At 63.9% G+C, this 22,940-nt stretch carries 19 protein-coding genes; 14 read left to right on the top strand and 5 right to left on the bottom strand.

Annotated features, from left to right (window positions below; translation table 11 throughout):
- Window positions 1-103 precede the first annotated feature (103 nt).
- Window positions 104-835, bottom strand: a complete 732-nt coding sequence (locus tag I6F16_RS15005; protein ID WP_225173836.1) for a transglutaminase-like cysteine peptidase — start codon at window positions 833-835, stop codon at window positions 104-106.
- A gap of 727 nt (window positions 836-1,562) precedes the next feature.
- On the opposite strand from I6F16_RS15005, the gene I6F16_RS15000 reads away from it, so the two are divergent.
- From I6F16_RS15000 to I6F16_RS14990, 3 genes are all read left to right on the top strand, one after another.
- Complete coding sequence (locus I6F16_RS15000; RefSeq protein ID WP_225173835.1) at window positions 1,563-6,863, top strand: VCBS domain-containing protein; 5,301 nt, start codon at window positions 1,563-1,565, stop codon at window positions 6,861-6,863.
- Between the two features lie 142 nt (window positions 6,864-7,005).
- Window positions 7,006-9,237, top strand: coding sequence for an adenylate/guanylate cyclase domain-containing protein (locus tag I6F16_RS14995; protein WP_225135473.1), 2,232 nt, complete (start codon window positions 7,006-7,008; stop codon window positions 9,235-9,237).
- Window positions 9,238-9,373: 136 nt separating this feature from the next.
- Window positions 9,374-10,072, top strand: a complete 699-nt coding sequence (locus I6F16_RS14990; RefSeq protein WP_035997645.1) for a nitroreductase — start codon at window positions 9,374-9,376, stop codon at window positions 10,070-10,072.
- 87 nt (window positions 10,073-10,159) lie between these two features.
- Here the strand turns inward: I6F16_RS14990 and I6F16_RS14985 are convergent, their stop codons facing one another.
- A complete protein-coding gene (locus I6F16_RS14985; RefSeq protein ID WP_018316216.1) occupies window positions 10,160-10,708 on the bottom strand; it encodes a sigma-70 family RNA polymerase sigma factor in 549 nt (182 codons plus the stop codon).
- The gene (locus tag I6F16_RS14980) at window positions 10,708-10,941 is read right to left on the bottom strand and encodes a NepR family anti-sigma factor (protein WP_025032292.1); all 234 of its coding nucleotides are present in this window, start codon (window positions 10,939-10,941) and stop codon (window positions 10,708-10,710) included. The genes I6F16_RS14985 and I6F16_RS14980 overlap by 1 nt, the downstream gene beginning before the upstream one ends.
- 231 nt (window positions 10,942-11,172) lie before the next feature.
- Between I6F16_RS14980 and I6F16_RS14975 the strand changes: the two genes are divergently transcribed.
- From I6F16_RS14975 to I6F16_RS14930, 10 genes are all read left to right on the top strand, one after another.
- Window positions 11,173-11,979, top strand: coding sequence for a response regulator (locus tag I6F16_RS14975; protein WP_035997648.1), 807 nt, complete (start codon window positions 11,173-11,175; stop codon window positions 11,977-11,979).
- Window positions 11,980-12,133: 154 nt separating this feature from the next.
- The gene (locus I6F16_RS14970) at window positions 12,134-12,748 is read left to right on the top strand and encodes a nuclear transport factor 2 family protein (RefSeq protein WP_225173834.1); all 615 of its coding nucleotides are present in this window, start codon (window positions 12,134-12,136) and stop codon (window positions 12,746-12,748) included.
- Window positions 12,749-12,996: 248 nt separating this feature from the next.
- Window positions 12,997-13,419: a hypothetical protein gene (locus tag I6F16_RS14965; protein ID WP_109142370.1), complete on the top strand. Its 423-nt coding sequence runs from the start codon at window positions 12,997-12,999 to the stop codon at window positions 13,417-13,419.
- A 108-nt stretch (window positions 13,420-13,527) separates the two neighbouring features.
- Window positions 13,528-15,405, top strand: a complete 1,878-nt coding sequence (htpG, locus tag I6F16_RS14960) for a molecular chaperone HtpG (RefSeq protein WP_225152918.1) — start codon at window positions 13,528-13,530, stop codon at window positions 15,403-15,405.
- 168 nt (window positions 15,406-15,573) lie between these two features.
- A complete protein-coding gene (locus I6F16_RS14955; protein ID WP_035997672.1) occupies window positions 15,574-15,852 on the top strand; it encodes a DUF3551 domain-containing protein in 279 nt (92 codons plus the stop codon).
- A 211-nt stretch (window positions 15,853-16,063) separates the two neighbouring features.
- Entirely contained in the window at window positions 16,064-17,869 is a 1,806-nt protein-coding gene (locus I6F16_RS14950) for a long-chain-acyl-CoA synthetase (protein ID WP_225111615.1), read from the top strand.
- Window positions 17,870-18,012: 143 nt separating this feature from the next.
- Entirely contained in the window at window positions 18,013-18,258 is a 246-nt protein-coding gene (locus tag I6F16_RS14945) for an acyl carrier protein (protein WP_015688794.1), read from the top strand.
- On the top strand, window positions 18,245-19,627 hold the full coding sequence (locus I6F16_RS14940) for a fatty acid--CoA ligase family protein (RefSeq protein WP_225111616.1): 1,383 nt from the start codon (window positions 18,245-18,247) through the stop codon (window positions 19,625-19,627). The genes I6F16_RS14945 and I6F16_RS14940 overlap by 14 nt, the downstream gene beginning before the upstream one ends.
- Window positions 19,620-20,342: an SDR family NAD(P)-dependent oxidoreductase gene (locus I6F16_RS14935; protein ID WP_225111617.1), complete on the top strand. Its 723-nt coding sequence runs from the start codon at window positions 19,620-19,622 to the stop codon at window positions 20,340-20,342. Before I6F16_RS14940 ends, I6F16_RS14935 begins: the two co-directional genes overlap by 8 nt.
- Window positions 20,343-20,468: 126 nt before the next feature.
- Window positions 20,469-20,678: a hypothetical protein gene (locus I6F16_RS14930; RefSeq protein ID WP_225111618.1), complete on the top strand. Its 210-nt coding sequence runs from the start codon at window positions 20,469-20,471 to the stop codon at window positions 20,676-20,678.
- Between the two features lie 4 nt (window positions 20,679-20,682).
- Here the strand turns inward: I6F16_RS14930 and I6F16_RS14925 are convergent, their stop codons facing one another.
- Entirely contained in the window at window positions 20,683-21,060 is a 378-nt protein-coding gene (locus I6F16_RS14925) for a hypothetical protein (protein WP_051056810.1), read from the bottom strand.
- Window positions 21,061-21,281: 221 nt separating this feature from the next.
- Here I6F16_RS14925 and I6F16_RS14920 point away from each other — a divergent pair, with 221 nt between their 5' ends.
- On the top strand, window positions 21,282-22,433 hold the full coding sequence (locus I6F16_RS14920; RefSeq protein WP_225173833.1) for a DUF3095 domain-containing protein: 1,152 nt from the start codon (window positions 21,282-21,284) through the stop codon (window positions 22,431-22,433).
- Here the strand turns inward: I6F16_RS14920 and I6F16_RS14915 are convergent.
- The gene (locus tag I6F16_RS14915) at window positions 22,430-22,864 is read right to left on the bottom strand and encodes a DUF2147 domain-containing protein (protein ID WP_225111620.1); all 435 of its coding nucleotides are present in this window, start codon (window positions 22,862-22,864) and stop codon (window positions 22,430-22,432) included. The two genes, I6F16_RS14920 and I6F16_RS14915, sit on opposite strands and share 4 nt — an antisense overlap.
- Window positions 22,865-22,940: the final 76 nt, after the last annotated feature.

The following is a 22,940-nucleotide window of genomic DNA, read 5'->3' as shown; positions in this document are numbered from 1 at the left end:
CAGTGGAAGGTCTGTAGCCCGGATGGAGTGCAAGCTTAATCCGGGGCCGGTGCGAGTGGTAAGAGTCCCGGATTTTGCTGCGCTCCATCCAGGCTACGAGCAATCAACGTGCCTCGGCGGCCGCCATCGAGACCTGCACCGGCTCGTCGACATATTTCAGCACGGCCGACTGGTGGAGCACGAACAGTGGCTGATAGCTCCGCGTCGCGTCATCCTTGACCATCGCCATGCGGCGATTGTCCAGCATCAGCCATTGCCCGTCGAGCTTTGCCGCGGCAATTGCGTGCGCCTCGCCGGCCCTGACGTCTCGCACCACGACGATGCGGAGGTCCTCAGAGGCAATTCCCGCCAGCCGCAGTGCGGCCAGCTTGGCGATGGCATAGTCCTCGCAATCGCCGGTCCCGCGCGCGAAGGTCGAAAGCGGCGAGCTCCAGACGTCGTCGGTGCCATCATTGGCGGCATGGATGGCGAGATTGATGGCGCGGTTGACCTCGCCGAGCCGCGCGCGACCGTCGCGGGCGCGGGCGTGGTCGACTATGGCGAGCAGCTCGAGCGCTGCCGGTGAAGCGCAATTGTTCCGGTCGCCGTCGCACAGCGCGAGCTGCACCATGTCGTCGTCGAGCTTGTCCTTCAGCGCGGACCATCTCTGCTGCAGGCTACCGGACGAGATGGCGAAGGCGAACACGCCGAACGGTTCGGCGGATTTGCGCACGAGGACGCCGGCGCCGGGCGACAGCAGCGTGCCGGCGCGAAGCTCGGCGGCCGATCCGAGCAGGATCAAGCCGCACATGACAAGGATTGCGCGCCAGGCGCGCGAGCGAGCAGCGGTCTCCATCTGACATCCCCTTCCCAGGCTTCACGAAATCCCCCTCGATCTCGACGTGCCGGGCTTTGTTGCTTTCGCGGAGATAGTGCGAGACGGGCCGTTTTGTTCTGCTTAACGCGCCCGGCAGGGGTTCCAAAACCGGGTGACAGGCTGAAATGGGCCTACCCAAATTGCGTAAAATTTTACGATTCGCCGGCTAGGAGGTGTCGCGTTGCCGCGAAATGGAGCCAATTGCAGACACAGGTTGTGGCAGTGCCGAATCTGGGTCCCATGGCTAACAACCCCCATTTCATGGGGTTCTGTAGATAGGTCACAGATTTAACTCCATATTTGCCGCAGGATGCTGCGGGAGCTCGCGAAGGAAAGATGATGAAAGTATCTGCTTCCTAACTATACAGCAGGTTACTTTGGATGACTGGAAATGCGTGGAAACAGGCTGAATTCGACATACGAATATTTGAGGAATTACTTTCACTCCTCTGTCGCGGCGCCACGCCGTGGGGCCTCCCGGGGGCAAGTGATGCGAAATCACACAAGCAATAGATGGTATCGCTAAGGACTTGCTAATGCTATGCAAGCTTAGGCGGTCGATACTTACTTAAATTTTAACCCTTTATACGGTGCCCGGTTGAATTACGCTGGCCAATTTGACGGCGCGATTTCTTTGGACGGCCAGGGTTCCCGCTCGCCCGTCGGGGCAAATATCGATTCTTTTACCGCAAAGGCGAACGGTCACGTGCCCGACGGCGCGTTCGTCGTTCCCGACCCCAATCTGATCTTCAACGGCGAGTTCAAGCGTGCCGGGCTCGACCTTGTGCTGTCCCACGACGGTCATGAGTTCGTCGTTCACGATTATTTCAGGGGCGACAAGCGCGCCGCGCTCGCTTCGCCCGACGGCGCCCACCTCAGCGGCGACGTCGTCAACGCCCTCACCGGCCATGTCCAGGTTGCCCAGGCCGCGCCCGGTGCCGGTGCGGGCCAGGTCATCGGTCACGTCACCAAGCTCGTGGGAAGCGCGACCGCGATCCGCAACGGCGTCTCGGTCATCCTGAACAATGGCGACAACGTCGAGAAGGGCGACGTGGTCTCGACCGGGGCCGACTCGACGCTCGGCATCACCTTCATTGACGGCACCGTGTTCGGCCTGTCCTCCAACGCGCGGATGGTGCTGAACGAGATGGTCTACGACCCCAACGGGTCGAACAATTCCTCGCTGCTCAGCCTGGTCGCGGGCACCATCACCTTCGTCGCCGGCGAAACCGCCAAGCGCGGCGACATGAAGGTCGACACGCCGGTCGCCACCATGGGCATCCGCGGCACGGCGGTGCTGACCCAGATCAACTTCGTCGTTCCCGCCGGCGGCGGCGATCCGCAGCCGCAGGCGAGCTTCCAGGTGCTGGTCGAGCCGAACGGCACGACCGGCTCCTACATCCTGTTCGACAAGGTCACGCTGCTGCCGATCGCGACGGTCAACCAGGCCGGCCAGATGATCCAGATCAGCGGCGGCAACGTCTCGATCACCAATGCACTGATGTCGCCGGAGGTGCAGAAGCTGATCACGGACGTGTTCACGCTGAAGTTTACCGACAACAACACCAACACCAAGCTGACCACGAACTACACCGATACGATCACGCCGTTCGGCTATGAGGTGTTACTCAAATCGTCGTCCGGCCCTAGCGCCACCGCAACATTCGTCAATCTCAATCCGCAGGGATCGGAGACGCCCACCACCTCCACGCCGCTCATCGTACGCATTCCCGGCCAGCCGATCGCGCAGAGCTTCGACGCGAGCGGCAACGTGAAGACGGCGTTCGCGTTGACGGAGCGTGCGGACACGACCGGCGACACGCGCGCCGACACGATTTCCGGCGTGATCAGGTTCGTCGATCAGAACCTCGGCGACCGGCCGACGGTGAGCATCAGCCTCGCCGAGGCGCCGAACTACGTCTACAAAACTGCGGGCCAGAACGACGTCACCGGCTCCCTCTCGGAGCTCCAGAAGCAGGGCATCGCGGCGACGCAGATCCAGATCAGCGTCGTCCCCGACCCCGCCAACAACAACAACGGCTCGGCGGTCTGGACCTACACGATCCCCGACCACGTCTTCGACTTCCTCGCCGCCGGCGAAACCCTGACGCTGACCTACATGGTCCGCGTCGACACCAATTTCACGGTGAACCCCGAGTCCAGGTTCATCCCGATCACCATCACGATCACGGGAACGAACGACAAGCCTACCGTTGCGACGTCAGGCGGCACCGTCATCGAACAGGTCGGGACCGGCAACGAGGCGCTGGACATCATCACGGGCACGGTCACCTTCACCGACGTCGATCTGACGGACCGGCCGATCGTGAGCGCGGCGCTCTCATCCGTCGAGCCGTTCAAATATCTCGATGCCGAAGGCAACGATATCACCGCGTCCCTGACGCCGGAGCAACTCGCGGCGATCGCTGCCGTCAAAGTGCCGCTGACCGTGGTTCAGGGTGCCGGAAACAGCAACAACGGCACGGCCACCTGGACCTACAGCGTTCCCGACCATCTCTTCGACTTCCTGGCCGAGGACGAGAAGCTGATCCTCAACTACGTGGTGCAGGTCGATGACGGGCACGGCGGCGTCGTCAGCACGCCGATCACCGTGTCCATCGACGGTGCGGACGTCAATGTCGAGGGCACCAACGACGTGCCGACGATCGTCGAGGACTCGACGACGCCCACCGGAGCGGTGACAGAGGATACGGCGGCAACCCTGACGGCGAACGGCACCGTCGCCTTCAACGACCCCGATCTCACGGATACGCACACTGCCAGTTACGTCCTGAAGTCGACGACGTCGAACGCGCATCTGCCCGGCTTCGGCAACGGCACCTCGCATATCGGGAACTTCGCGCTGACCGCGGTGAGCGAGAGTCCGGGTGTCAGCACGCGCGGATCAGTGGGCTGGACCTTCACGCTCAACGACAACGATCCGGTGCTGCAGTCGCTGGCCGAAGGCCAGACCATCACCCAAGTCTACACCGTGACCGTCGACGACCATCACGGTGGCACCGTCACCCGGGACGTCACGGTCACCATCACCGGCACCAATGACACGCCGACCATCACGAGTGATGCAGACGCTGCAAAGGGCAGCGTCACCGAGGATGCCTGCGCGACGCTGTCGATCGAGGGCACGCTCGCGATTCAGGATCTCGATCTGATCGACACCCACACCGCGCAGGCCGCATTCAAGTCGGCGACGTCGAACGCGCATCTGCCGGGCTTCGATGGTAATGCGCCGCTCGGCACCTTCACGATCGATTGCGAGGTCGCGGAGTTCAACACCGATACCGACAACAGCGCGACGCTGGGCTGGCACTTCAGCCTCGACAACGACAATGCGGTGCTGCAATCGCTGGCGCATGGCCAGACCATCACCCAGGTCTACACCGTTACCTTTACTGACGATCACGGTGCGCAGGTCTCCCAGGACGTCACTGTCACGATCAACGGCGCCAACGACGCGCCGACGATCACGAGCGATCCCGAGGCGGCAACGGGTGCGGTTACCGAGGATGACGGCGCCTCGCTGACGACCAGCGGTACGCTGGCGATCCAGGACGTTGACCTGATCGACACCCATACGGCGCAGGTGCAGTTCAAGTCATCGTCCGTCAGTTCGGCTCTGCCGGGATTCGAGGACGACAGCACGAATATCGGCACCTTCTCCATCGGCGCGGTGTCCGAATCCAACGCCGACACCAGCACCGGCGCGACGCTCGACTGGCACTTCACGCTCGACAACAACGATCCCGTGCTGCAGTCGCTGGCGGAAGGGCAGACCATAACTCAGGTCTACACCGTCACCTTCAAGGACAATCACAACGCGACTGTCACGCAAGACGTCACCGTCACCATCACCGGCACCAACGATGCGCCGACCGTCTCCTATGTGACGTCCGACTACATGAACTTCGACGGTGCGACCATCGCGGTCGGCGACGTACCGACGGTCGCCACCGACGACGTGACGCTGGACGGCTGGGTGAACTGGAACGGAGACGCTGCCTCCGCCAGCCAGGTCTTGTTCTACAATGGCAATACCTCGACCACCGGTTTCGGCCTCATGGGCACCGTCATCAGCGGCAAGCTGGAGATCGCGATTCTCGAGGGCGGCGTCGAGATCCAGGATACCGGCTTCGCGCTTACTGCGGGGCAATGGCATAACCTCGCCTTGACGCGTGACGACGGCATCTTCACGCTTTATGTCGATGGCAACGCCGTCTATTCCCACAGTGGCGGCGTCAACGCGATCGCTGGCGCTCAGGAGCCGTCCTACATGATGATCGGAGCGGCGAGCGGCAGGTACGCTCCGGGCTTCGGTACGCAAGGCTTCACCGGCTCGATCGCCGATGTCAGCGTCTGGACCACCGCACTCACGCAGGCGCAAATCCAGTCGTACGACTTCACCGCGCTCACTGGCAACGAGGCCAATCTGGCCGCCTATTATACGCTTGGCGACGGCAGCGGGAGCACGGCCTCCAACACGGTCAACCCAACCAAGAGCCTCGCCATTGAAGGTGATGCGGATTGGGCCAGCGGGACCTCCGGGCCGGGCGGCGCATTTGCCGATCTGATGGAGACCAATGGCGGCCAGCTCTCGCATGGCGTGCTGGCGGTCTCCGACGTCGACGCGACCGATCACGTCACGGTATCGGTCGATGCGGTGCAGGTTAAGCTCGACAACGTGTTGCAAACGGGCAGCGTCGGCGGGCTGTCGCATGCCGATCTCCTGAACTATCTGACCGTGCCGTCCGGCGACATTCTCAACGGCACGGCGACCCACGCCCAGTTTACCTGGCAATTCAACTCGGCCGGCCAGGCCTTCGACTTCCTCGCCGCCGGTCAGACGCTATCGCTGCAATACACCATCGTTCCGTCGGATGCTCAGGGCTTTGGAACTAGCGCGGTCGTGACCATCAACATCACCGGCACGAACGACGCACCGACGCTGTCCGATCTCCACATCGGCCCGCTCACGGACACCGCTGACGACGACAGCTTCTCCAATCTCACCGGGCAACTGGCGGGGACCGACGCCGACAGCGGTGAGACGGCGACGCTGACCTATGCCGTCCTCAATTCAGATCACCAGGCGGCCACGACGGTCGCGGGACTCTACGGCTCGCTGACGGTCAATTCCAACGGCAGCTACAGCTACGTTCCGAATGATGCTGCGATCAATGCGTTGGCGGACGGATCGTATGTCGATACGTTCACGGTCCAGACCACGGATATCCATGGTGCGACCGACACGGCAACGCTCAAGGTGAACGTGACCGGTGCGGACGACGGTGCGGGCCCGGTCATCAACACCGAGAGCTTCCAGGTCGAGCACATCACCGAGAACAGCAACGAGATCATTACCGACCTCGTCGTCATGGACGCCGATCCCGGCGCTGCGACGGACACTTTCACGGTCACGCTGTCGACCGCGAATCCGGACGTCAGCCTCGCAAGTGTTTATCCGACGACCGGCACGCTCGAGCAGATCAACACCGCCCTCGCGCAAGGCGCGGGCATCGTCTACGAGCCGACCGGCGCTGATCCCGAGGCGGGACTGCCCGCCACCGATCAGATCACGCTGACCGTTGCCGATTCGGCGGGCCGCTCGGACACGGTGAACTTCATCTTCGTCGAAGGAGCCGAGAGCCAGGGCATGACCCTGCAAGGTACCGCCGGCAAGGACGTCATTTTCGCGACCGAGTCGAGTGATACGCTGATCGGCGGCAGTGCCAAGGATCAGTTCGTATTCGCACCGGCCTCGTCGCAGGATTCGGTTCAGCACACCGTGAATGATTTCGAGTACGGCCTCGACAAGCTCGACCTGCGGCAGTTCAGCGGCATCAGCTCCTTGAACGACCTTGCCCCGACCGCCGCGCAGGATGGCGGCACGTTGCTTACGCTGGATAGCCACGAGACGATCCTGCTCAAGGGTGTCGCCGTCGCGAATCTCCAGTCCAGCGATTTCATCTTCGGCACTCACGTCGGCTAGTGGAAGCAGGCGGCGCTTCCGGTTTGCACCTCGACCGCGGCAAAAAATCCATAATCCTCAGCACTCGGGGAATAGCCAATCGCACGCCGACGCTTCATGATCGGTGCGCCCGGCATGATCTGGGTCAGGAAGTCTGACTGGCATGAAGCGTTTCAAAATCCTGCGGCGGTGGTTTGCGCGGAAGTTCGGCCTTGCGCGGCTGATCTGCCTTGCGCTGCTGGTCTTGTTCGCGGGCGCGCGCCTGTGGGATCCGCCGCCGATCCAGGAATTGCGGCTGCGCACCTTCGACATGTTTCAATTGATCGATCCGCGCGAGAAGGCGGCGCGGCCGGTCGTCATCGTCGATATCGACGACAAGAGCCTCACCAGACTCGGACAGTGGCCGTGGCCGCGCACGCGCATCGCCGACATGGTCCAGAACCTCACCAACAACGGCGCGGTGGCGATCGGCTTCGACATGGTCTTCTCCGAAGCCGACCGGCTCAACCCGGATCAGGTCGCGAGCCAGATGCGCTATCTCGACGACGCGACCCGCGCCAAGCTGCGTGAGCTGCCGAGCAACGATCAGATCCTCGCCGACGCGATCAAGCGCTCGCACGTCGTGCTGGGCGAGACCGGGCTTCCGGAGGTCTTGTCCGAGCTCGACAAGTCGCTGCCGTTCACGGGGGTTGCAACGGTGGGGGAGGACGGGGCCGAGCGTTTCCTGTTCGAATTCCCCGGCTTGCTCCGCAACGTGCCGGTCATCGAGAGGGCCGCGGCCGGCCGCGGCCTGTTCTCGATCCGGACCGAGCGTGACGGATTGATCCGCCGCGTGCCGATGATCATGCGCGCCCAGGGCAACATCATGCCCTCACTCAGCCTCGAGATCCTGCGCGTCGTCACGGGCACGCCGACCCTGCTGGTCCGTACCGATAAGACGGGCATCAAGTCGATCCGCCTCAAGGGTTTGGAGGTTCCGACCGACAAGAACGGTCAGCTCTGGGTGCACTATGCCCGCCGGGATCCTTCGATCTACGTCTCCGCGGTCGACGTGCTCGACAATGCGGTGCCGCCCACGAGGTTTGCCGGCAAGCTGGTGCTGGTCGGCACTTCCGCGGGCGGCTTGAACGACATCAAGACCACGCCGGTGTCCCGGGCCATGCCGGGTGTCGAGATCCATGCCCAGGTGCTGGAGGGCGTGCTGAGCCGCGCGGTGATCTCGCAGCCGAACTATGCCCTGGGCGTCGAGCTGATCGCGGCGCTGATCATCGGCCTGCTCGTCATCATCTTCACGCCGAATCTCGGCCCCGTCCGCCTCGTGCTGGTGGGCGCGGCCTTCGCGGCCATCCTGATCGGCGTGTCCTGGTTCTCCTACACGCAGCACCGCTATCTCATCGACTTCACCTATCCGCTGCTGTCGACGACCGCAGTCTACCTGACGCTGATCTTTGCGAGCTTCGTGCGCGAGCAGCGTCAGCGCGTGCAGATCCGCGGGCAATTCGCGCAATACATGTCGCCTGTGCTGGTCGAGCAGCTGGCGCAGTCGCCGGAAAAGCTCGTGCTCGGCGGCGAGGAACGCGAGATGACGATCATGTTCTCCGACGTGCGCGGCTTCACCACGATCTCCGAGAGCTACAAGCACGATCCGCAGGGGCTGATCGAGCTGATGAACCGCTTCCTGACGCCGCTGACCGACGTCATCATCGACCGCAAGGGCTATATCGACAAGTACATGGGCGACGCCATCATGGCGTTCTGGAACGCGCCGCTCGACGACGCCGAGCACGAGATCAACGCCTGCGAAGCCGCGATCCAGATGCTCGAGCAGATCGACGAGGTCAACAAGGAGCGCGAGCAGGAGGCCGCCGACGGCGGCCACGTCTATATCCCGCTCAATGTCGGCATCGGTCTCAACACCGGCATCGGCGTGGTCGGCAACATGGGGTCCGACCTGAAGAAGAACTATTCGGTGCTCGGCGACAGCGTGAACCTGGCCTCGCGCCTCGAGGGCCAGTCGAAGGCATACGGATTTCCGATCATCGTGGGCTCGCGCACGGCACTCGCTGCCAAGGAGAAATTCGCGATCCTCGAGCTCGACTTCATCATGGTCAAGGGCAAGACCGAGCCGGAAGTGATCTACGCCATCGCCGGCCGCGAGGACGTGATGCATTCGGCCGCGTTCCAGCGCCTGCGCAACATCACCATCGAGATGCTCGGCTGCTACCGCAGCCGCGACTGGCAGGGCGCCCTGGATGCCATCGAGCGCGGCCGCAAGAGCGAGGACGCCGACACGCTGGAGAAGCTGTTCAGGCTTTACGAGGCGCGGATCAAGGATTTCCAGATCGATCCGCCGCCGGAGGGCTGGACCGGCGCCTATGCCCTGCTGACCAAGTAGTCGTCACGGTCACCGCTCGTGCAGGGTGGGCAAAACATTGCATGCCTACCATATGCAGGTGCATCGAGGTAAGTATGGTGGTGGGACGGCGCTTGGCGCCTCTGCCCAACCAAAAGAAAAAAGGGCGAGCTGAGTGATGGACGCACAAGTCAGACAGAACGACCGCATCGGGGTGCTCGAAGAGCTCCTCAACGAGCGCTACTCCGTTCGCGCATTTCTCCCCAAGGAGGTCGATCGCGCCACCATCGAGCATGTGCTGGCGACCGCGCAGCGCACGGCGTCCTGGTGCAACAGCCAGCCCTGGCAGGTCATCATCGCCAGCGGCGAGGCCAAGGAGCGCTTTCGCAAGGCGATCTACGCGGAGGCCTCGAAGGGCCTCGGCGATGACTACGACTTCACGCCACCGCGCGAATATGTCGGGGTCTATCTCGATCGCCGCCGCGAGAGCGGTTTCCAGCTCTACAACACGCTCGGCATCGCCCGCGGCGACAAGGCGGCCTATGCCAAGCAGGCGCTGGAGAACTACAATTTCTTCGGCGCACCGCATGTCGCCATCATCCACACCAACGAGCCGCTCGGCATCTACGGTGCGATCGATTGCGGCGCCTATGTCTCTAACTTCGTGCTGGCGGCGCAGGCGCTCGGGCTCGGCACCATTCCGCAGGCCGCGCTGGCGCGGCATTCCGGCCTGATCCGCCGCCACTTCGATCTGCCCGATGACCGCCGCGTCGTCTGCGGCATCTCGTTCGGCTATGCGGACCATGCGCACAAGGTCAACAGCTACCGCACCTCGCGGGCGAGCGTGGCCGAGACCGCAACCTTCGTGGATGTGTGATCGCGACGTGAGCCGGACGCATCGCGCGCGAAGACAGCCGTGGAAGCGGCCGTCTTCGTCTCGTTCCGGTGCGATTGACGGCGGCGGTCAGCCGCCGCTGCCGCCGATCACGGCCCGCACGGTCTCGTCAGGCCCAAAATCCTCGGCGCCGTCGACATAGAGCAGCGCGGCGAGCTTCGAGCGGGCGCGGTTCACGCGGCTCTTGATGGTGCCGACTGCGCAGCCGCAGATCGAGGCCGCGTCCTCATAGGAGAAGCCGGACGCGCCGACCAGGATCAAGGCTTCACGCTGATCCTGCGGAAGCTTGTCGAGCGCGGTGCGAAACTCCTCGAATTCGAGGTGCGCATTCTGCGAGGGCTGGGTCTTCAGCGTCTTGGCGTAATTGCCCTCGGCATCTTCGACCTCGCGCCGCCGCTTGCGATAGTCCGACCGAAACAAATTGCGCAGGATCGTGAATAGCCAGGCCGGCAGGTTGGAGCCGGGCTGGAACGAGTCGATGTTGGCGAGCGCACGCAGCAGCGTCTCCTGGACCAAATCGTCGGCGCGGTCCGCATTGCCGCTGAGCGAGATGGCGAAGGCGCGCAGACTGGGCACGGCCGCCAAGATGTCGTTACGCAGGGAGTCCGTGAGAGGCATTAATCCCTCCCATTGTTGTTGTCGTTGGATCCGCCCTCATTTTCTACGTGGGGTGACGCTCCCGGCGCATCAAGCTTCTTGATCAGTTCTGCGAACCGATCCGGAACCCCCTGTCGCACGACATCGTCGTACATGGCGCGCAACTGGTGCCCGATCCGGGATTGAATCTCCGGAGTCAGGCCTCCCTTGCCGGGGGTCGTGCTTCTGCTGGCTTGAGACTTGAGATCTTTCATGACCTGTTCCACGTTTCCCCGAGTTAAGTGACTGTAAAATCGAGAAGTTTTCTCAACCGGGAGCCGTTCCCTGGATAGGCACAATTCCAGCTGCGCCAAAAAGTTCCCAGCTCGGCGGAACTTTTGTTGTCGTGAGGCGTAGACAGCCCAGCAGGGGAACCTGGGCCCCCCGCGTGATGCCTGACCTCAGGATTGGACCTCAAGGTTGGCCCGAAGACGAATGGAGTGGGGATGTCCCGTTCACAGGTAGTTGCTGAACACTTGCCGTTGTTGCGCAGGTACGCGCGGGCTCTGACAGGCAGCCAGGCCTCTGGTGACGCCTATGTCGCCGCCATGTTGGAAGCCATGCTGGGCGATCCGTCGGTGCTCGACGAGAACCATGGGCCCCGGGCCGGCCTGTTCCGGCTCTTCACCCAGATCTGGAATTCAGTCTCGATCAACGACGATGCCGAGGTGACGACCTTGCCGATGCCGCCGGAACGGCGGCTGTCGAACATCACCCCGCTGCCGCGCCAAGCCTTCCTGCTGCTCTCGCTCGAGGGCTTTTCGGAAGAGGAAGTCGCCTTCATTCTCGGCACCGATGTTGCCGAGACGCGCCGTCTTGCGGACGCAGCCGGACGCGAGATGGCCGCCGAGATCGCCACCGACGTGCTGATCATCGAGGACGAGACCTTCATCGCCATGGACCTCGAGAGCCTGGTGAAGAATCTCGGCCACAACGTCGTCGGCGTCGCGCGCACCCATGCCGATGCGGTGGCGCTGGCCAAGAACAAGCGGCCCGGCCTGATCCTTGCCGATATCCAGCTTGCCGACGGCTCGTCCGGCCTGGACGCCGTCAACGAGCTCCTGCGCACCTTCGAGGTGCCGGTGGTGTTCATCACCGCCTATCCGGAGCGCTTCCTCACCGGCGAGCGTCCCGAGCCGGCGTTCCTGATCTCAAAGCCGTTCCAGCCCGCGATGGTATCGGCGGTGGCGAGCCAGGCCCTGTTCTTCCAGCGCAACTCGCGCAATCGCACGCCCAAAGCGCCTGCGGCGTAACAAGGCGCCTGCGGCCGTCCCAATAGCGAAGTCCGGCGTGCCCAAGGCACGCCGGATTTTTTCATGCCGCCGGCCCGCTTGACGGGCGCTGAATTCGCCGCCCATAGCTCATGTAGCAGCTGCGCGTGCGACCACGCCAATCGGAGACGTGCCCATGGACCAGCAACTCCTCGATCGTCTCGCCATCCGCGATCTCGTCGAGAACTGGGCGGTGTGGCGCGATGCCGGCGACTGGGAGCGCTTTGCCACGGTTTGGCACGAAGAAGGCAGGATGTCCGCGACCTGGTTTCAGGGGCCGGCCCGGGATTTCATGCGAGTCAGCCAGGAGGGTTTTGCCAGGGGCGTGCGCATCCTGCATTTCCTCGGCGGCACCAGCATCGATCTTGCGGGTGCGCGAGCGATCGCGCAGACCAAGATGACCATCTCGCAGCGCGGCCTCGTGCACGACGTGCTCTGCGACGTCGTCTGCACCGGACGCTTCTATGATTTCCTGGAGAAGCGGGACGACCCATCAGGTATCGGCAAATGGGGCATCGTCCGCCGCCAGCCCATCTACGAGAAGGACCGCATCGACCCGGTCGATCCCGCCGCGACGCTTCGGCTCGACCAGGATGCGCTGGCTGCACTCCCCGAGGGCTACCGCCACCTCGCCTACATGCAGGAGCTGATCGGCTACAACGTGAAGCGCGACATGCCGGGCCTGATCGGCCCCGAGGTCGAGAAGCTCTATGGCGAGGGCCGGGAGTGGCTGGCAGGAAAGGCGAAGTAGGCCCCAGATAAAAGTAAGGCGCGACTGGCATCACCACAGTCGCGCCCTACGTCGCCGGCTTATGGGGCAGGGGGGAATAGCCGGCTGCTGAGACGACTCCTGTGCGCGAAAGTCGTTCCAAGGCGCGCGAAATATTTTGCCGTCTGCTGCATTTTTCGCACACGGTTAAGTGATCGTAGCTGTCGAGAACCCCCGATCCTGCGGCGGCGTTGTTCCCGTGCCCGCCATGGGGCGAGGGATCGGCAGCCATGTCACAGATTCAAAAGGTTTTTTTGAGCGCAATTGCGGTCGTCGCCACCCTCGGTGCCGTGCAACTGGCCTCCGGCCACGATCTTGCGGACCGCTGGCAGGCGGTCGCCGACATCCCCAGCCATAGCTCCACAGCCGCGGTGGGCCATAACGTCAACCGCGTCGCCAAGACAGACCGGCTCGCCGAGATCAAGCCGGCAGCCGTTCCCACCCGTACCGTCTCGATGCGGCTGAACGACCTCGCCGATACGTCGGTGCTGCTGCGGGTCCCCGCCGTGATCGAGACCGGCAATGCCAAGACGCCGGTGCTGCTCCAGAACCAGAAGAAGCCTCGCAACAAGCCGACGATCGCCTGTGAGCCGATGGTCAGCTCCCTGACCGAGGTCGCAAGGCTGCTCCAGCCCGGCCGCTGCGTGACCTGACCCCCTCTCCGCGAGGGGGGTGGCGGACCCAGACTTCACATCCTCTTGATCCGCCATTGCCTCGCGCTATATCCGGGTTCCCTCCCTTTTGTTTGACCGGGTAAGCGCATGACGACGTCAGATACGGCTGTGCATACGCAGCCTTTCCAGGCCGAAGTTTCCGAACTGCTGCACCTGATGGTGCACTCCGTCTATTCGGAAACCGACATCTTCCTCCGCGAGCTCATTTCCAACGCCTCCGATGCCTGCGACAAGCTGCGCTACGAGGCCATCGCCAGTCCCGCCCTGCTGGGCGAAGGCGACGCACTCAAGATCCGCATCATCCCGAACAAGACGGCCAAGACGCTCACGATCGCCGACAACGGCATCGGCATGGAGCGGCAGGAGCTGATCGACCATCTCGGCACCATCGCCCGCTCCGGCACCAAGGCGTTCGTATCCAAATTGAAAGAGGCCAAGGACGGGCTCGGCCTGATCGGCCAGTTCGGCGTCGGCTTCTATTCCGCCTTCATGGTCGCCGAGAAGATCGTGGTGATCAGCCGCCGTGCCGGCGAGAGCGATGTCTGGACCTGGACGTCCTCCGGCGGCTCCGGCTTCGAGATCGCCCGTGCCAGCGACGAGGAAGCGGCGCGCGTGACGCGCGGCACCGAGATCGTCCTGCACCTGAAGGACGACGCCAAGAAATATCTCGAGACCTACGAGATCGAGCGCATCGTCACTTCCTATTCCGACAACATCCTGTTTCCGATCGAGCTGGTGCCCGAAGAAGGCGAGCCGCGCCAAATCAACTCGGCGAGCGCGTTGTGGCAGCGCTCCAAGTCCGAGCTGACGGCTGACGATTACAAGAAGGCCTATCAGCAGATCGCCTCTGCCTTCGACGATCCCGCGATGACGCTGCACTACCGCGCGGAAGGACGTTACTCCTACGCCGTGCTGCTGTTCGCGCCCTCGACCAAGCCGTTCGACCTGTTCGAGCCGAACCGCAAGGGCCGCGTGAAGCTCTACGTGCGGCGCGTCTTCATCACCGACGATGCTGACCTCTTGCCGGGCTATTTGCGCTTCGTCCGCGGTGTGGTCGACAGCGAGGACCTACCGCTCAACATTTCGCGCGAGATGCTTCAGAACAATCCGCAGCTGGCGCAGATCCGGAAAGCCGTGGCGACCCGGGTGGTGTCCGAGCTCGAAAGCCTCGCCGAGAAGGACCCGGAGAACTTTGCCAAGATCTGGGACGCCTTCGGCGCGGTGCTGAAGGAAGGCATCTACGAGGATTTCGAACGGCGCGAAAAGCTGTTGTCGCTGTCGCGCTTCACCACCACGTCGGGCGAGAAGCGGTCGCTGAAGCAGATCATCGCCGATTTCAAGCCGAACCAGACCGAGATCTATTATCTCGTCGGCGACAGCATCGAGCGGCTGAAGTCCAATCCGCGGCTGGAAGCTGCGACCGCGCGCGGCATCGAGGTGCTGCTGCTGTCGGATCCCGTCGATGCCTTCTGGACCTCGATGCCCTCGGATTTCGAAGGCAAGCCGCTTAAGTCGCTGAGCCAGGGCGATCTCAATCTCGATTTGATTCCGCGTATCGACGATAAGGACGAGGCGAAGAAGGACGAGCCGGCTGCGGACGAAGCAGCCACCATCGCCGTGATCAAGGCCGCGCTGGGCGAGCGCGTCAGCGACGTCAAGGTCTCGACGCGCCTGACCAGCTCGGCCTCCTGCCTCGTCGCCGACAGCCAGGGTCCGAGCCGCGAGCTCGAGCGCATCTTGTCGCAGCAGAACCGCGGCATGAAGACCAAGCCGATCCTCGAGATCAATTTGCGCCATCCGCTGGTCACCGCGGTCACCAAGGCGCAGGCTGGCTCGACAGTCGTCGACGATATCAGCCTGCTTCTGCTCGAGCAGGCGCAGATCCTGGACGGCGAATTGCCGGAAGACCCGGCGGCGTTCGCGGCACGGCTGAACCGGCTGGTGTTGCAGGGGCTCGGCGGCTAGCGCTGCCTCGCAGCATCATTCGGACCGCCAGGTTGTCAGATCGCTCATCGCGCAACGCCTCTGGCGCTGCGCGTCTCACTCACCTTGACGTCATCAGGTCTCAGGAACAGTCGCGGACGGCGAGATGTTGTGTCATATGAAGCGACGTCACCAGTTCGAGGATTTCCCATGCGCTTGTCATTCCTCACTCTTACCGCGGTCTTCACGCTGCTGGGCGCAGCGGATGCCAGCGCGCAGCGATACGATCCGGCCTATCCCGTCTGCATGCACCGCTACGTCGGTGGCGGCCCTGGTGGCGGAGGCAGTGACTATTTCGACTGCTCGTTCACCTCGTTGGAGCAGTGCCGCGCCACGGCGTCGGGCCTTGCCGCGACCTGCGACCTCAATCCCTATTACGCCTTCAACGAATCGCCGCCGCCGCGCCGGCGTCCCAAGAAGGTGCACTGAGGCGAACGGGACCAAGGCCGGGAATTCTGCATTCATCGCTCTTTCGACCTGGTCACACCCGTCGGCGCGCTGCCGGCGGGTGCGACCTTGGCTGCGCGCTGCCGACAGTTAATCGCGCCCTAACCGGGTTTTACCTTGTCTCTTAACGCCTGGGTCAGGGCGCGCGGGCTAAACTGCCGGAAACCGCAGACCGCCCGAAAGAGTAAACAATATGACCACCGGCGTCATCGAGAAGCCGAAAGCCGCGCGCGCACCGTCGGCTTCCAAGATCTGGTTGAGGGCGATCGAGCTCACCGCGCGGATCGAAACGCTGCCGGGCCGCCTGTTCGCCGACGTCGTCGACGATTGGGCGCAGCGCCAGCCTAACCGCGTTGCTCTGGTGGCGGACGAGGCAAGCCTCGATTACGAAGGCCTCTCGAAGAGGATCAATCGCTACGCCCGCTGGGCGCGCTCGCTCGGCCTGTCCAAGGGCGATACCGTTGCGCTGATCATGCCGAACGGCATCGATTATATCGCGGCCTGGCTCGGCATCAGCCGCGTCGGCGGCGTGGTCGCACTGATCAACACCAAGCTCGTCGGGCAATCGCTCGCGCACTGCCTTGATGTCGCGAAGCCGATGCATGTCATCGTTGCGCATGAGCTAGCGGGGATGCTGGACAGCGCGGCACCTCATCTGAAGACGGCGGCAAAAGTCTGGACGCATGGCGATAGCCGCAGCGAACGTGCGATCGACGTCGCGCTTGCCGTTCTCGACGACGGCCCGCTATCGCCGGAGGAGCATGGCGAGGTCACCATCGACGACCGTGCGCTGCTGATCTACACCTCCGGCACCACCGGCCTGCCGAAAGCGGCCAGCATCAGCCACCGCCGCATCCTGAATTGGGGGTTTTGGTTCGCTGGCCTCACCGGCGCGACGCCGCAGGATCGGCTCTACGATTGTCTGCCGCTGTTCCATTCGGTCGGCGGCATCGTCGCGCCGTGCAGCATTCTGGCCGCCGGCGGTTCGGTAGTGATCGCCGAGAAATTCTCGGCCTCGCATTTCTGGTCCGACATCGTCCGGCACGACTGCACGCTGTTTCAATATATCGGCGAGCTCTGCCGTTACCTACTCAAGGCCGCGCCCTCGGAATACGAGAATCGGCATCGCCTGCGGCTCGCCTGCGGCAACGGGCTGCGCGGCGATATCTGGGAGGATTTCCAGGCGCGTTTCGCCATTCCGCGCATCCTCGAATTCTACGCCGCGACCGAAGGCAATTTCTCGCTGTTCAACGTCGAGGGCCAGCCGGGTGCGATCGGCCGCGTCCCGGCGCTGCTCGCGCACCGCTTTCCTGCCAGGCTCGTCAAGCTTGACCCCGATAGCGGCGCGCCGCTGCGCAATGAAGAGGGCTTCTGCATCGCCTGCAGCCGCGGCGAGGCCGGCGAAGCGATCGGCCGCATCGGCACCGCGGACGAGGGCGGTGGGCGCTTCGAGGGCTACACCGATGCCGGTGAGACCGAGAAAAAAGTCTTGCGTGACGTCTTCGTCAAGGGCGATGCCTGGTTCCGCACCGGCGATCTGATGCGGATGGACGACAAGGGATTTTTCCATTTCGTCGACCGTATCGGCGACACGTTCCGCTGGAAGGGCGAGAATGTCGCGACCTCCGAGGTGAACGATGCCGTGCGCGATTTCATTGGCGTCGTCGATGCCGCCACCTATGGCGTCAGCATTCCCGGCGCCGACGGCCGGGCCGGGATGAGCGCGATCGTCGTGAACGAGGGCTTTGACATCAGCGCGCTGCCCGCCCATCTCGCGCAACGCCTGCCGGTCTACGCCCGCCCGCTCTTCATCCGCATCTCGCGCGAGCTCGACGCCACCGAGACCTTCAAGCAGAAGAAGGGCGAGCTCGCCCGCGAGGGATTTGACCCGGCCGCGGTCGCCGATCCGCTGTTCATGCTCGACCCGATATCCGGCGTCTACGTCGCGCTGGACGCGGAGACATATGCGGCCGTCTCGGGCGGTACGATCAGGCTGTAGGGCAACCAAAATCGAGAGATAGGTCAAATTTTATCTGAATTGTCCAAGAAGCCATTTACTTCTGTCGGGTAAACAGACCGCGATGGGGAGGCGGTCAGCAAGAGCCGCCGCAACAACGAGATCGATAACAAAGCGAGCCAGCCATGTCGGTAAGGTCAAAGGTCATTGAAGCGATTCAGCAGATCGCCAAGGAGCAGCACGTCACGCTTCCCGCCCTCTCGGACGATCTGTCCCTGCATGAGACGGGCTTCGACTCGCTCGCCTTCGCCATCCTGGTCGCCCGCCTCGAGGACGAGACCGGCGTCGATCCCTTCACCATTTCCGAGGACGCAGCGTTCCCCGCCACGGTGGGCGATTTCGTGCGGGCCTACGAAAATGTCCCCGCGTGAGATCTTTGCACTTCGCGACCATCTTGGCGCGGAGCTGAAAGGCCGCACCATCTCCGATGCGCATGATGTCGTATCGCTGACGGGCATCCTGTCGCACACTGTTCTGGGCGGGCGGCTGCACGAGCTCTCTGGCCGTGCCGTGCTGCTCAAGCTGTCGGACCAGCTCCGGTCCGGCCTTGCCATGATCGAGCTCGACGGCATCGCCCGCCGCATGCTGTTGTGTCCGCCGGACCTCAATCCGGCGCATCTCGACGCGTTGATCGCGGATGCCGGGATCGATGCCGTCGTCACCGACGAGCCCGAACTCTGGGCGGCATCCGGCGTGCCGCTGGTCGTCACCGCGCAATTGCCGCCGCAAGCCGCCGCGCCGGCCAAGACCGCGCGCGGCACCGAATGGCTGATGCTCACCTCGGGCACCTCGGGGGTGCCAAAGATCGCCGGCCATACGCTGGAAGCGCTGACCGGCGCGATCGTCGCCGAAGGCCCATCGCGCGGACCTGCACCGGTCTGGGCAACGTTCTACGACATCCGCCGCTATGGCGGCCTGCAAATCTTTCTCCGTGCCATCCTCTCCGGCGGCTCGTTGGTGCTGTCCGATCCCCATGAGGCGCTCGCCGATCACGTCGCGCGGCTGAAGGCGCGCGGTGTCTCGCATATCTCCGGCACGCCTTCGCATTGGCGCAAGCTCCTGATGAGCGGCTCGGCCGCCCAGTTCGCCCCGGCTTACGTCCGTCTCTCCGGCGAGATCGCCGACCAAGCCGTGCTCGACGGCCTGAAAGCGGCATTCCCCAATGCGTCCGTCGGCCATGCCTATGCCTCGACCGAGGCCGGCGTCGGGTTCGCCGTCAATGACGGGCTGGAAGGCTTTCCAGCTGACTATCTCGGCAACCGCAACGGCGTCGAGATGAAGGTCGTCGACGGCTCGCTGCGCATCCGCTCGACGCGCACGGCCCATGCCTATATCGGGCGCAATGCGGCGTCGCTCACCGACGACGACGGCTTTGTCGACAGCGGCGACATCGTCGAGCTGCGCGGCGACCGCTATTATTTCGTCGGTCGTCGCGGCGGCATCATCAATATCGGCGGGCTGAAGGTCCACCCCGAGGAGATCGAGGCGGTGATCAACCGCCATCCGGATGTGCGGATGTCGCGCGCGAAGTCGCGCAAGAGCCCGATCACCGGCGGCATCGTCGTCGCGGACGTGATCCTCACCGAGGGCACCGATCCGGCGCGCGCGAAAGAGATCCGCGACCAAATCCTGGATCTGTGCCGCGCCCAGCTCGCATCCCACAAGGTGCCGGCGGTCCTCCGCTTCGTCGAGGCGCTCGACGTCACCCCGGCCGGAAAACTGGCGCGCACCGATGCATAACGTTCTCGTCACCGGCGGCAGCCGCGGCATCGGGCTTGCGATCGGCAAGCGCTTGGTTGCTGCCGGCTTCAACGTCATCGCGGCGGCGCGACGCGAGAGCGACGAGCTCAAGGCGGCCATCGCGGCCGCCGACGGGCGCCTGCATTTCCGTGCCTGCGATCTTGCCGTGATCGATGCAATCCCGGCCTTCGCAAAGCTCGTGCGCGACGAATTCGGCCCGATCTACGGCCTCGTCAACAATGCCGGTCTCGGCACCGAAGGCCTGCTGGCCACCATGCACAATTCCGAGATCGAGGCGCTGGTGCAGCTCAACGTGCTGTCGCCGATCATCCTCACCAAATATGTGGCGCGCCAGATGATGGCCGACGGCGCCGGCCGCATCATCAACATCTCCTCGATCATCGCGACGACAGGCTATAACGGCCTCTCCGTCTACGGCGCGACCAAGGCCGCCGCGACCGGCTTCACCCGCTCGCTGGCCCGTGAGGTCGGCAAGCTCGGCATCACCGTGAACGCGATCGCGCCGGGCTTCATCGACACCGAGCTCACCCACAATCTGTCTGAGGAAGGCCGCAAGCGCATTGCGGGCCGCAGCGCGCTGCGCCGGCTGCCGGAGACGGACGACGTCGCGCGCATGGTGGAATACCTTTTGGGCGAAGGCGGCCGCAACGTCACCGGCACCGTGTTCACCATCGATGCCGGGAACACAACGTAGACGGAACCCGGCTGCCACAATTGCGCTGATCGTGCGCAATGACAGCCAGCCGGATTTGGTCGTAAGATGCCCCGCAATCGATTGGTTTACGTCAATCGATCTGCCCTAAACGAAGGGGAGCAGTCGATGGCCACTTCAGACATGACCGCTTCAAGCCGGGCCCTGAAAGAGCCGGTGCGTGTGAAGTCGGATGGGGTCCGCTGCCCGCCGATGTCGCATCAGAATTCCGGCGATCACGGCCACGAGGCGTATCCACAGCAATTCGTGCGCCTGATCGGCTGCCACGACGTCCCTGCATCCCAGCTGCGCAAGCGTCAGGACGAGAAGCTGCACTAGCCGCTCACGGCCGCTGCTTCGGCAGGTCGAATCGTTCGTGTGAAAATTCCGGCGGCCCTTCGGTGAGGCGGCGAATGCGGCGCTCGCGCTCGTCTGGCGGCAATGCCGGATCGAGCAGTAACTCGATCTCATGCACTGCGATCTCTTCGATCTTGGTCGCGTCCGATACGACCGGGTGCGCGGGCGCGGAGACGGGGAGTGCCAACTTCAGCCCCAGCTCGATCAGCTTGCAGATCGCATCCGAGCGGGTCAGGCGGTGAGCTTCAGCCCAGGCATCGACCGCCTCCGTCAATCTTTCCGGCATCTTCACCGCGCTAATCGGGTCGACACCCGTGCGCCGGCGGACCGGAGAGGTGGAGTCCTTGCTGCTGAAGTCGGACACCTCGATTTTCCCATGCAACCCCTTGGAGCCGACCGACGATAGCCGCTCTCCCCGGATGGCCGTTTGATGCCGATCAATGATCCCGCCGAGGCATTGCAAGGCGGCCGCATCTTGTTGTCCGGGCCACTTTCGGCCAATGATCGAAAGGGGGCGCGAGCCAGCGAACCCGGATCGATCCTGCCACGTATCTTGCTTCGCATTCCAACAGTCCGGCAATCCCGATGAGCTCAGGCGAGTCCTTCTATGGCGGCATTCCCGTCTTCCGAGGCTTCACCAGCCTGATGGATCCTGCGCTTTATGCGCCGCTGCCGGACGACTGGAGCATCGGTGTTGCCGATATCGTCGATTCGACCAAGGCGATCGCGGCGCAGCGCTACAAGGCCGTGAACATGGCGGGTGCCGCCGTGATCGCGGCGGTGACCAATGCGCTGGAGGGGCGGGAATTTCCCTTCGTGTTCGGCGGCGACGGCGCCAGCTTCGCGGTGGCGCCAGACGACGTCGAGCTTGCCCGCCAGGCGCTGGCTGCGACCGCGACCTGGGTGCGCGAAGGCCTCGATCTGACCCTGCGCGTCGCCTTGGTGCCGGTCAGCGTCATTCGCACACACGGCCTCGATGTGCGCGTCGCCCGGTTCGGGCCGTCGGCCAACCTGTCCTATGCGATGTTTTCGGGCGGCGGGCTCGCCTGGGCCGACGCCGCGATGAAGCGCGGCGAGTTTGCCGTCGATGAGGCGCCCGCCGGCACGCAGCCGGACCTTTCGGGCCTGTCGTGTCGTTTCGAGGTGATGCCGGCGGCGCGCGGCCTGATCCTGTCGGTGCTGGTGATGCCGGCGCGCGGCGTCGATCAGGTGGCCTTCCGCAGGGTGATCGAGGACATCATTCATCTCGTCGAGCGCAGCCCGGAGGGCGGCCGGCCGGTGCCGCCGCAGGGGCTGCCGCTGAAATGGCCGCCGCAGGGCGTGGAATTCGAGGCCCGAACCAGGCGCGGGGGTCCGCTGCTCGCGCGCAGAGCCAGCGTACTCGCCTATACGTTGTTCGCCTATTTCATCATGCGCTTCGACATCAAGATCGGCGGTTTCGTGCCCAGCCTCTACAAGCGGCAGGTGGTCGAGAACTCGGACTTCCGTAAATACGACGACGGCCTGCGCATGATTCTGGACTGCACGCCGCAGCTCGAGCGCGCGTTGAACGATCGTCTCAAAGCCGCTGCGCGCGAGGGCATCGTGCGCTACGGCCTCTACCAGCAGGACGCTGCGATGATGACCTGCTTCGCGCCGTCGGCGCTGCGCAGCGATCACGTCCATTTCATCGACGGCGCGCGCGGCGGCTATGCCTCGGCGGCGACGGCGTTGAAGGCGATGATGGCAGCGGGTTAGCGCCCCGCGCGCGTCCAGGTCTCACCGCCGCAGAGCGCGCCGACGCAGCCTTCGACCCGCAGCGCGTCCGCGCCAGTCAGGCTGATGTTGCTCGCATAGGTGCTGCCGTCGTCCGCATTGTAGATCTGGCCCGACCATTTGTTCGGTCCCGTCGGCTCCATGCCGCTGAACAATGGCAGGCCGATCATCGGGCGCCTGGCGAGCGCGGGATTGGGATTCTTGCTGTCGGTGGCGGGCTGGCCGGTCGCGCTGTCCATGGGCTCGCGCAGCCAGACGATGTGGCCGCAGATGCCGCCGCCGCATTTGCTGATTTTGACGCGCGCATCGCCCGCCTGGGTGAGCCAAGTCCCGTCGGCGCTCTGCGCATGGGCGGAAGGCGCACCGATCAGCGCAGCCAGAATGACGGTGAGAGCGACGAATCTGAATGTCATGGAGAGGAGCCCTGGAATGGAGGCGACTCCATAGCAGCAAATCGAGCGCGCGCAACGCCCGAGGGAATCACATCTC

Origin of the sequence: Bradyrhizobium sp. IC4060, assembly GCF_020193715.1 — a bacterium.
Classification (GTDB): Bacteria; Pseudomonadota; Alphaproteobacteria; order Rhizobiales; family Xanthobacteraceae; genus Bradyrhizobium; species Bradyrhizobium yuanmingense.
This window is presented reverse-complemented; position numbering and strand designations above follow the sequence as displayed.

Bases quoted from the DNA above. Each gene is read 5' to 3' on its own strand.
- I6F16_RS15005 (WP_225173836.1), bottom strand. From the start codon at position 835: ATGGAGACCGCTGCTCGCTCGCGCGCCTGGCGCGCAATCCTTGTCATG.
- I6F16_RS14995 (WP_225135473.1), top strand. From the start codon at position 7,006: ATGAAGCGTTTCAAAATCCTGCGGCGGTGGTTTGCGCGGAAGTTCGGC.
- I6F16_RS14990 (WP_035997645.1), top strand. From the start codon at position 9,374: ATGGACGCACAAGTCAGACAGAACGACCGCATCGGGGTGCTCGAAGAG.
- I6F16_RS14985 (WP_018316216.1), bottom strand. From the start codon at position 10,708: ATGCCTCTCACGGACTCCCTGCGTAACGACATCTTGGCGGCCGTGCCC.
- I6F16_RS14980 (WP_025032292.1), bottom strand. From the start codon at position 10,941: ATGAAAGATCTCAAGTCTCAAGCCAGCAGAAGCACGACCCCCGGCAAG.
- I6F16_RS14975 (WP_035997648.1), top strand. From the start codon at position 11,173: ATGTCCCGTTCACAGGTAGTTGCTGAACACTTGCCGTTGTTGCGCAGG.
- I6F16_RS14970 (WP_225173834.1), top strand. From the start codon at position 12,134: ATGGACCAGCAACTCCTCGATCGTCTCGCCATCCGCGATCTCGTCGAG.
- I6F16_RS14965 (WP_109142370.1), top strand. From the start codon at position 12,997: ATGTCACAGATTCAAAAGGTTTTTTTGAGCGCAATTGCGGTCGTCGCC.
- htpG (WP_225152918.1), top strand. From the start codon at position 13,528: ATGACGACGTCAGATACGGCTGTGCATACGCAGCCTTTCCAGGCCGAA.
- I6F16_RS14955 (WP_035997672.1), top strand. From the start codon at position 15,574: ATGCGCTTGTCATTCCTCACTCTTACCGCGGTCTTCACGCTGCTGGGC.
- I6F16_RS14950 (WP_225111615.1), top strand. From the start codon at position 16,064: ATGACCACCGGCGTCATCGAGAAGCCGAAAGCCGCGCGCGCACCGTCG.
- I6F16_RS14945 (WP_015688794.1), top strand. From the start codon at position 18,013: ATGTCGGTAAGGTCAAAGGTCATTGAAGCGATTCAGCAGATCGCCAAG.
- I6F16_RS14940 (WP_225111616.1), top strand. From the start codon at position 18,245: ATGTCCCCGCGTGAGATCTTTGCACTTCGCGACCATCTTGGCGCGGAG.
- I6F16_RS14935 (WP_225111617.1), top strand. From the start codon at position 19,620: ATGCATAACGTTCTCGTCACCGGCGGCAGCCGCGGCATCGGGCTTGCG.
- I6F16_RS14930 (WP_225111618.1), top strand. From the start codon at position 20,469: ATGGCCACTTCAGACATGACCGCTTCAAGCCGGGCCCTGAAAGAGCCG.
- I6F16_RS14920 (WP_225173833.1), top strand. From the start codon at position 21,282: ATGAGCTCAGGCGAGTCCTTCTATGGCGGCATTCCCGTCTTCCGAGGC.
- I6F16_RS14915 (WP_225111620.1), bottom strand. From the start codon at position 22,864: ATGACATTCAGATTCGTCGCTCTCACCGTCATTCTGGCTGCGCTGATC.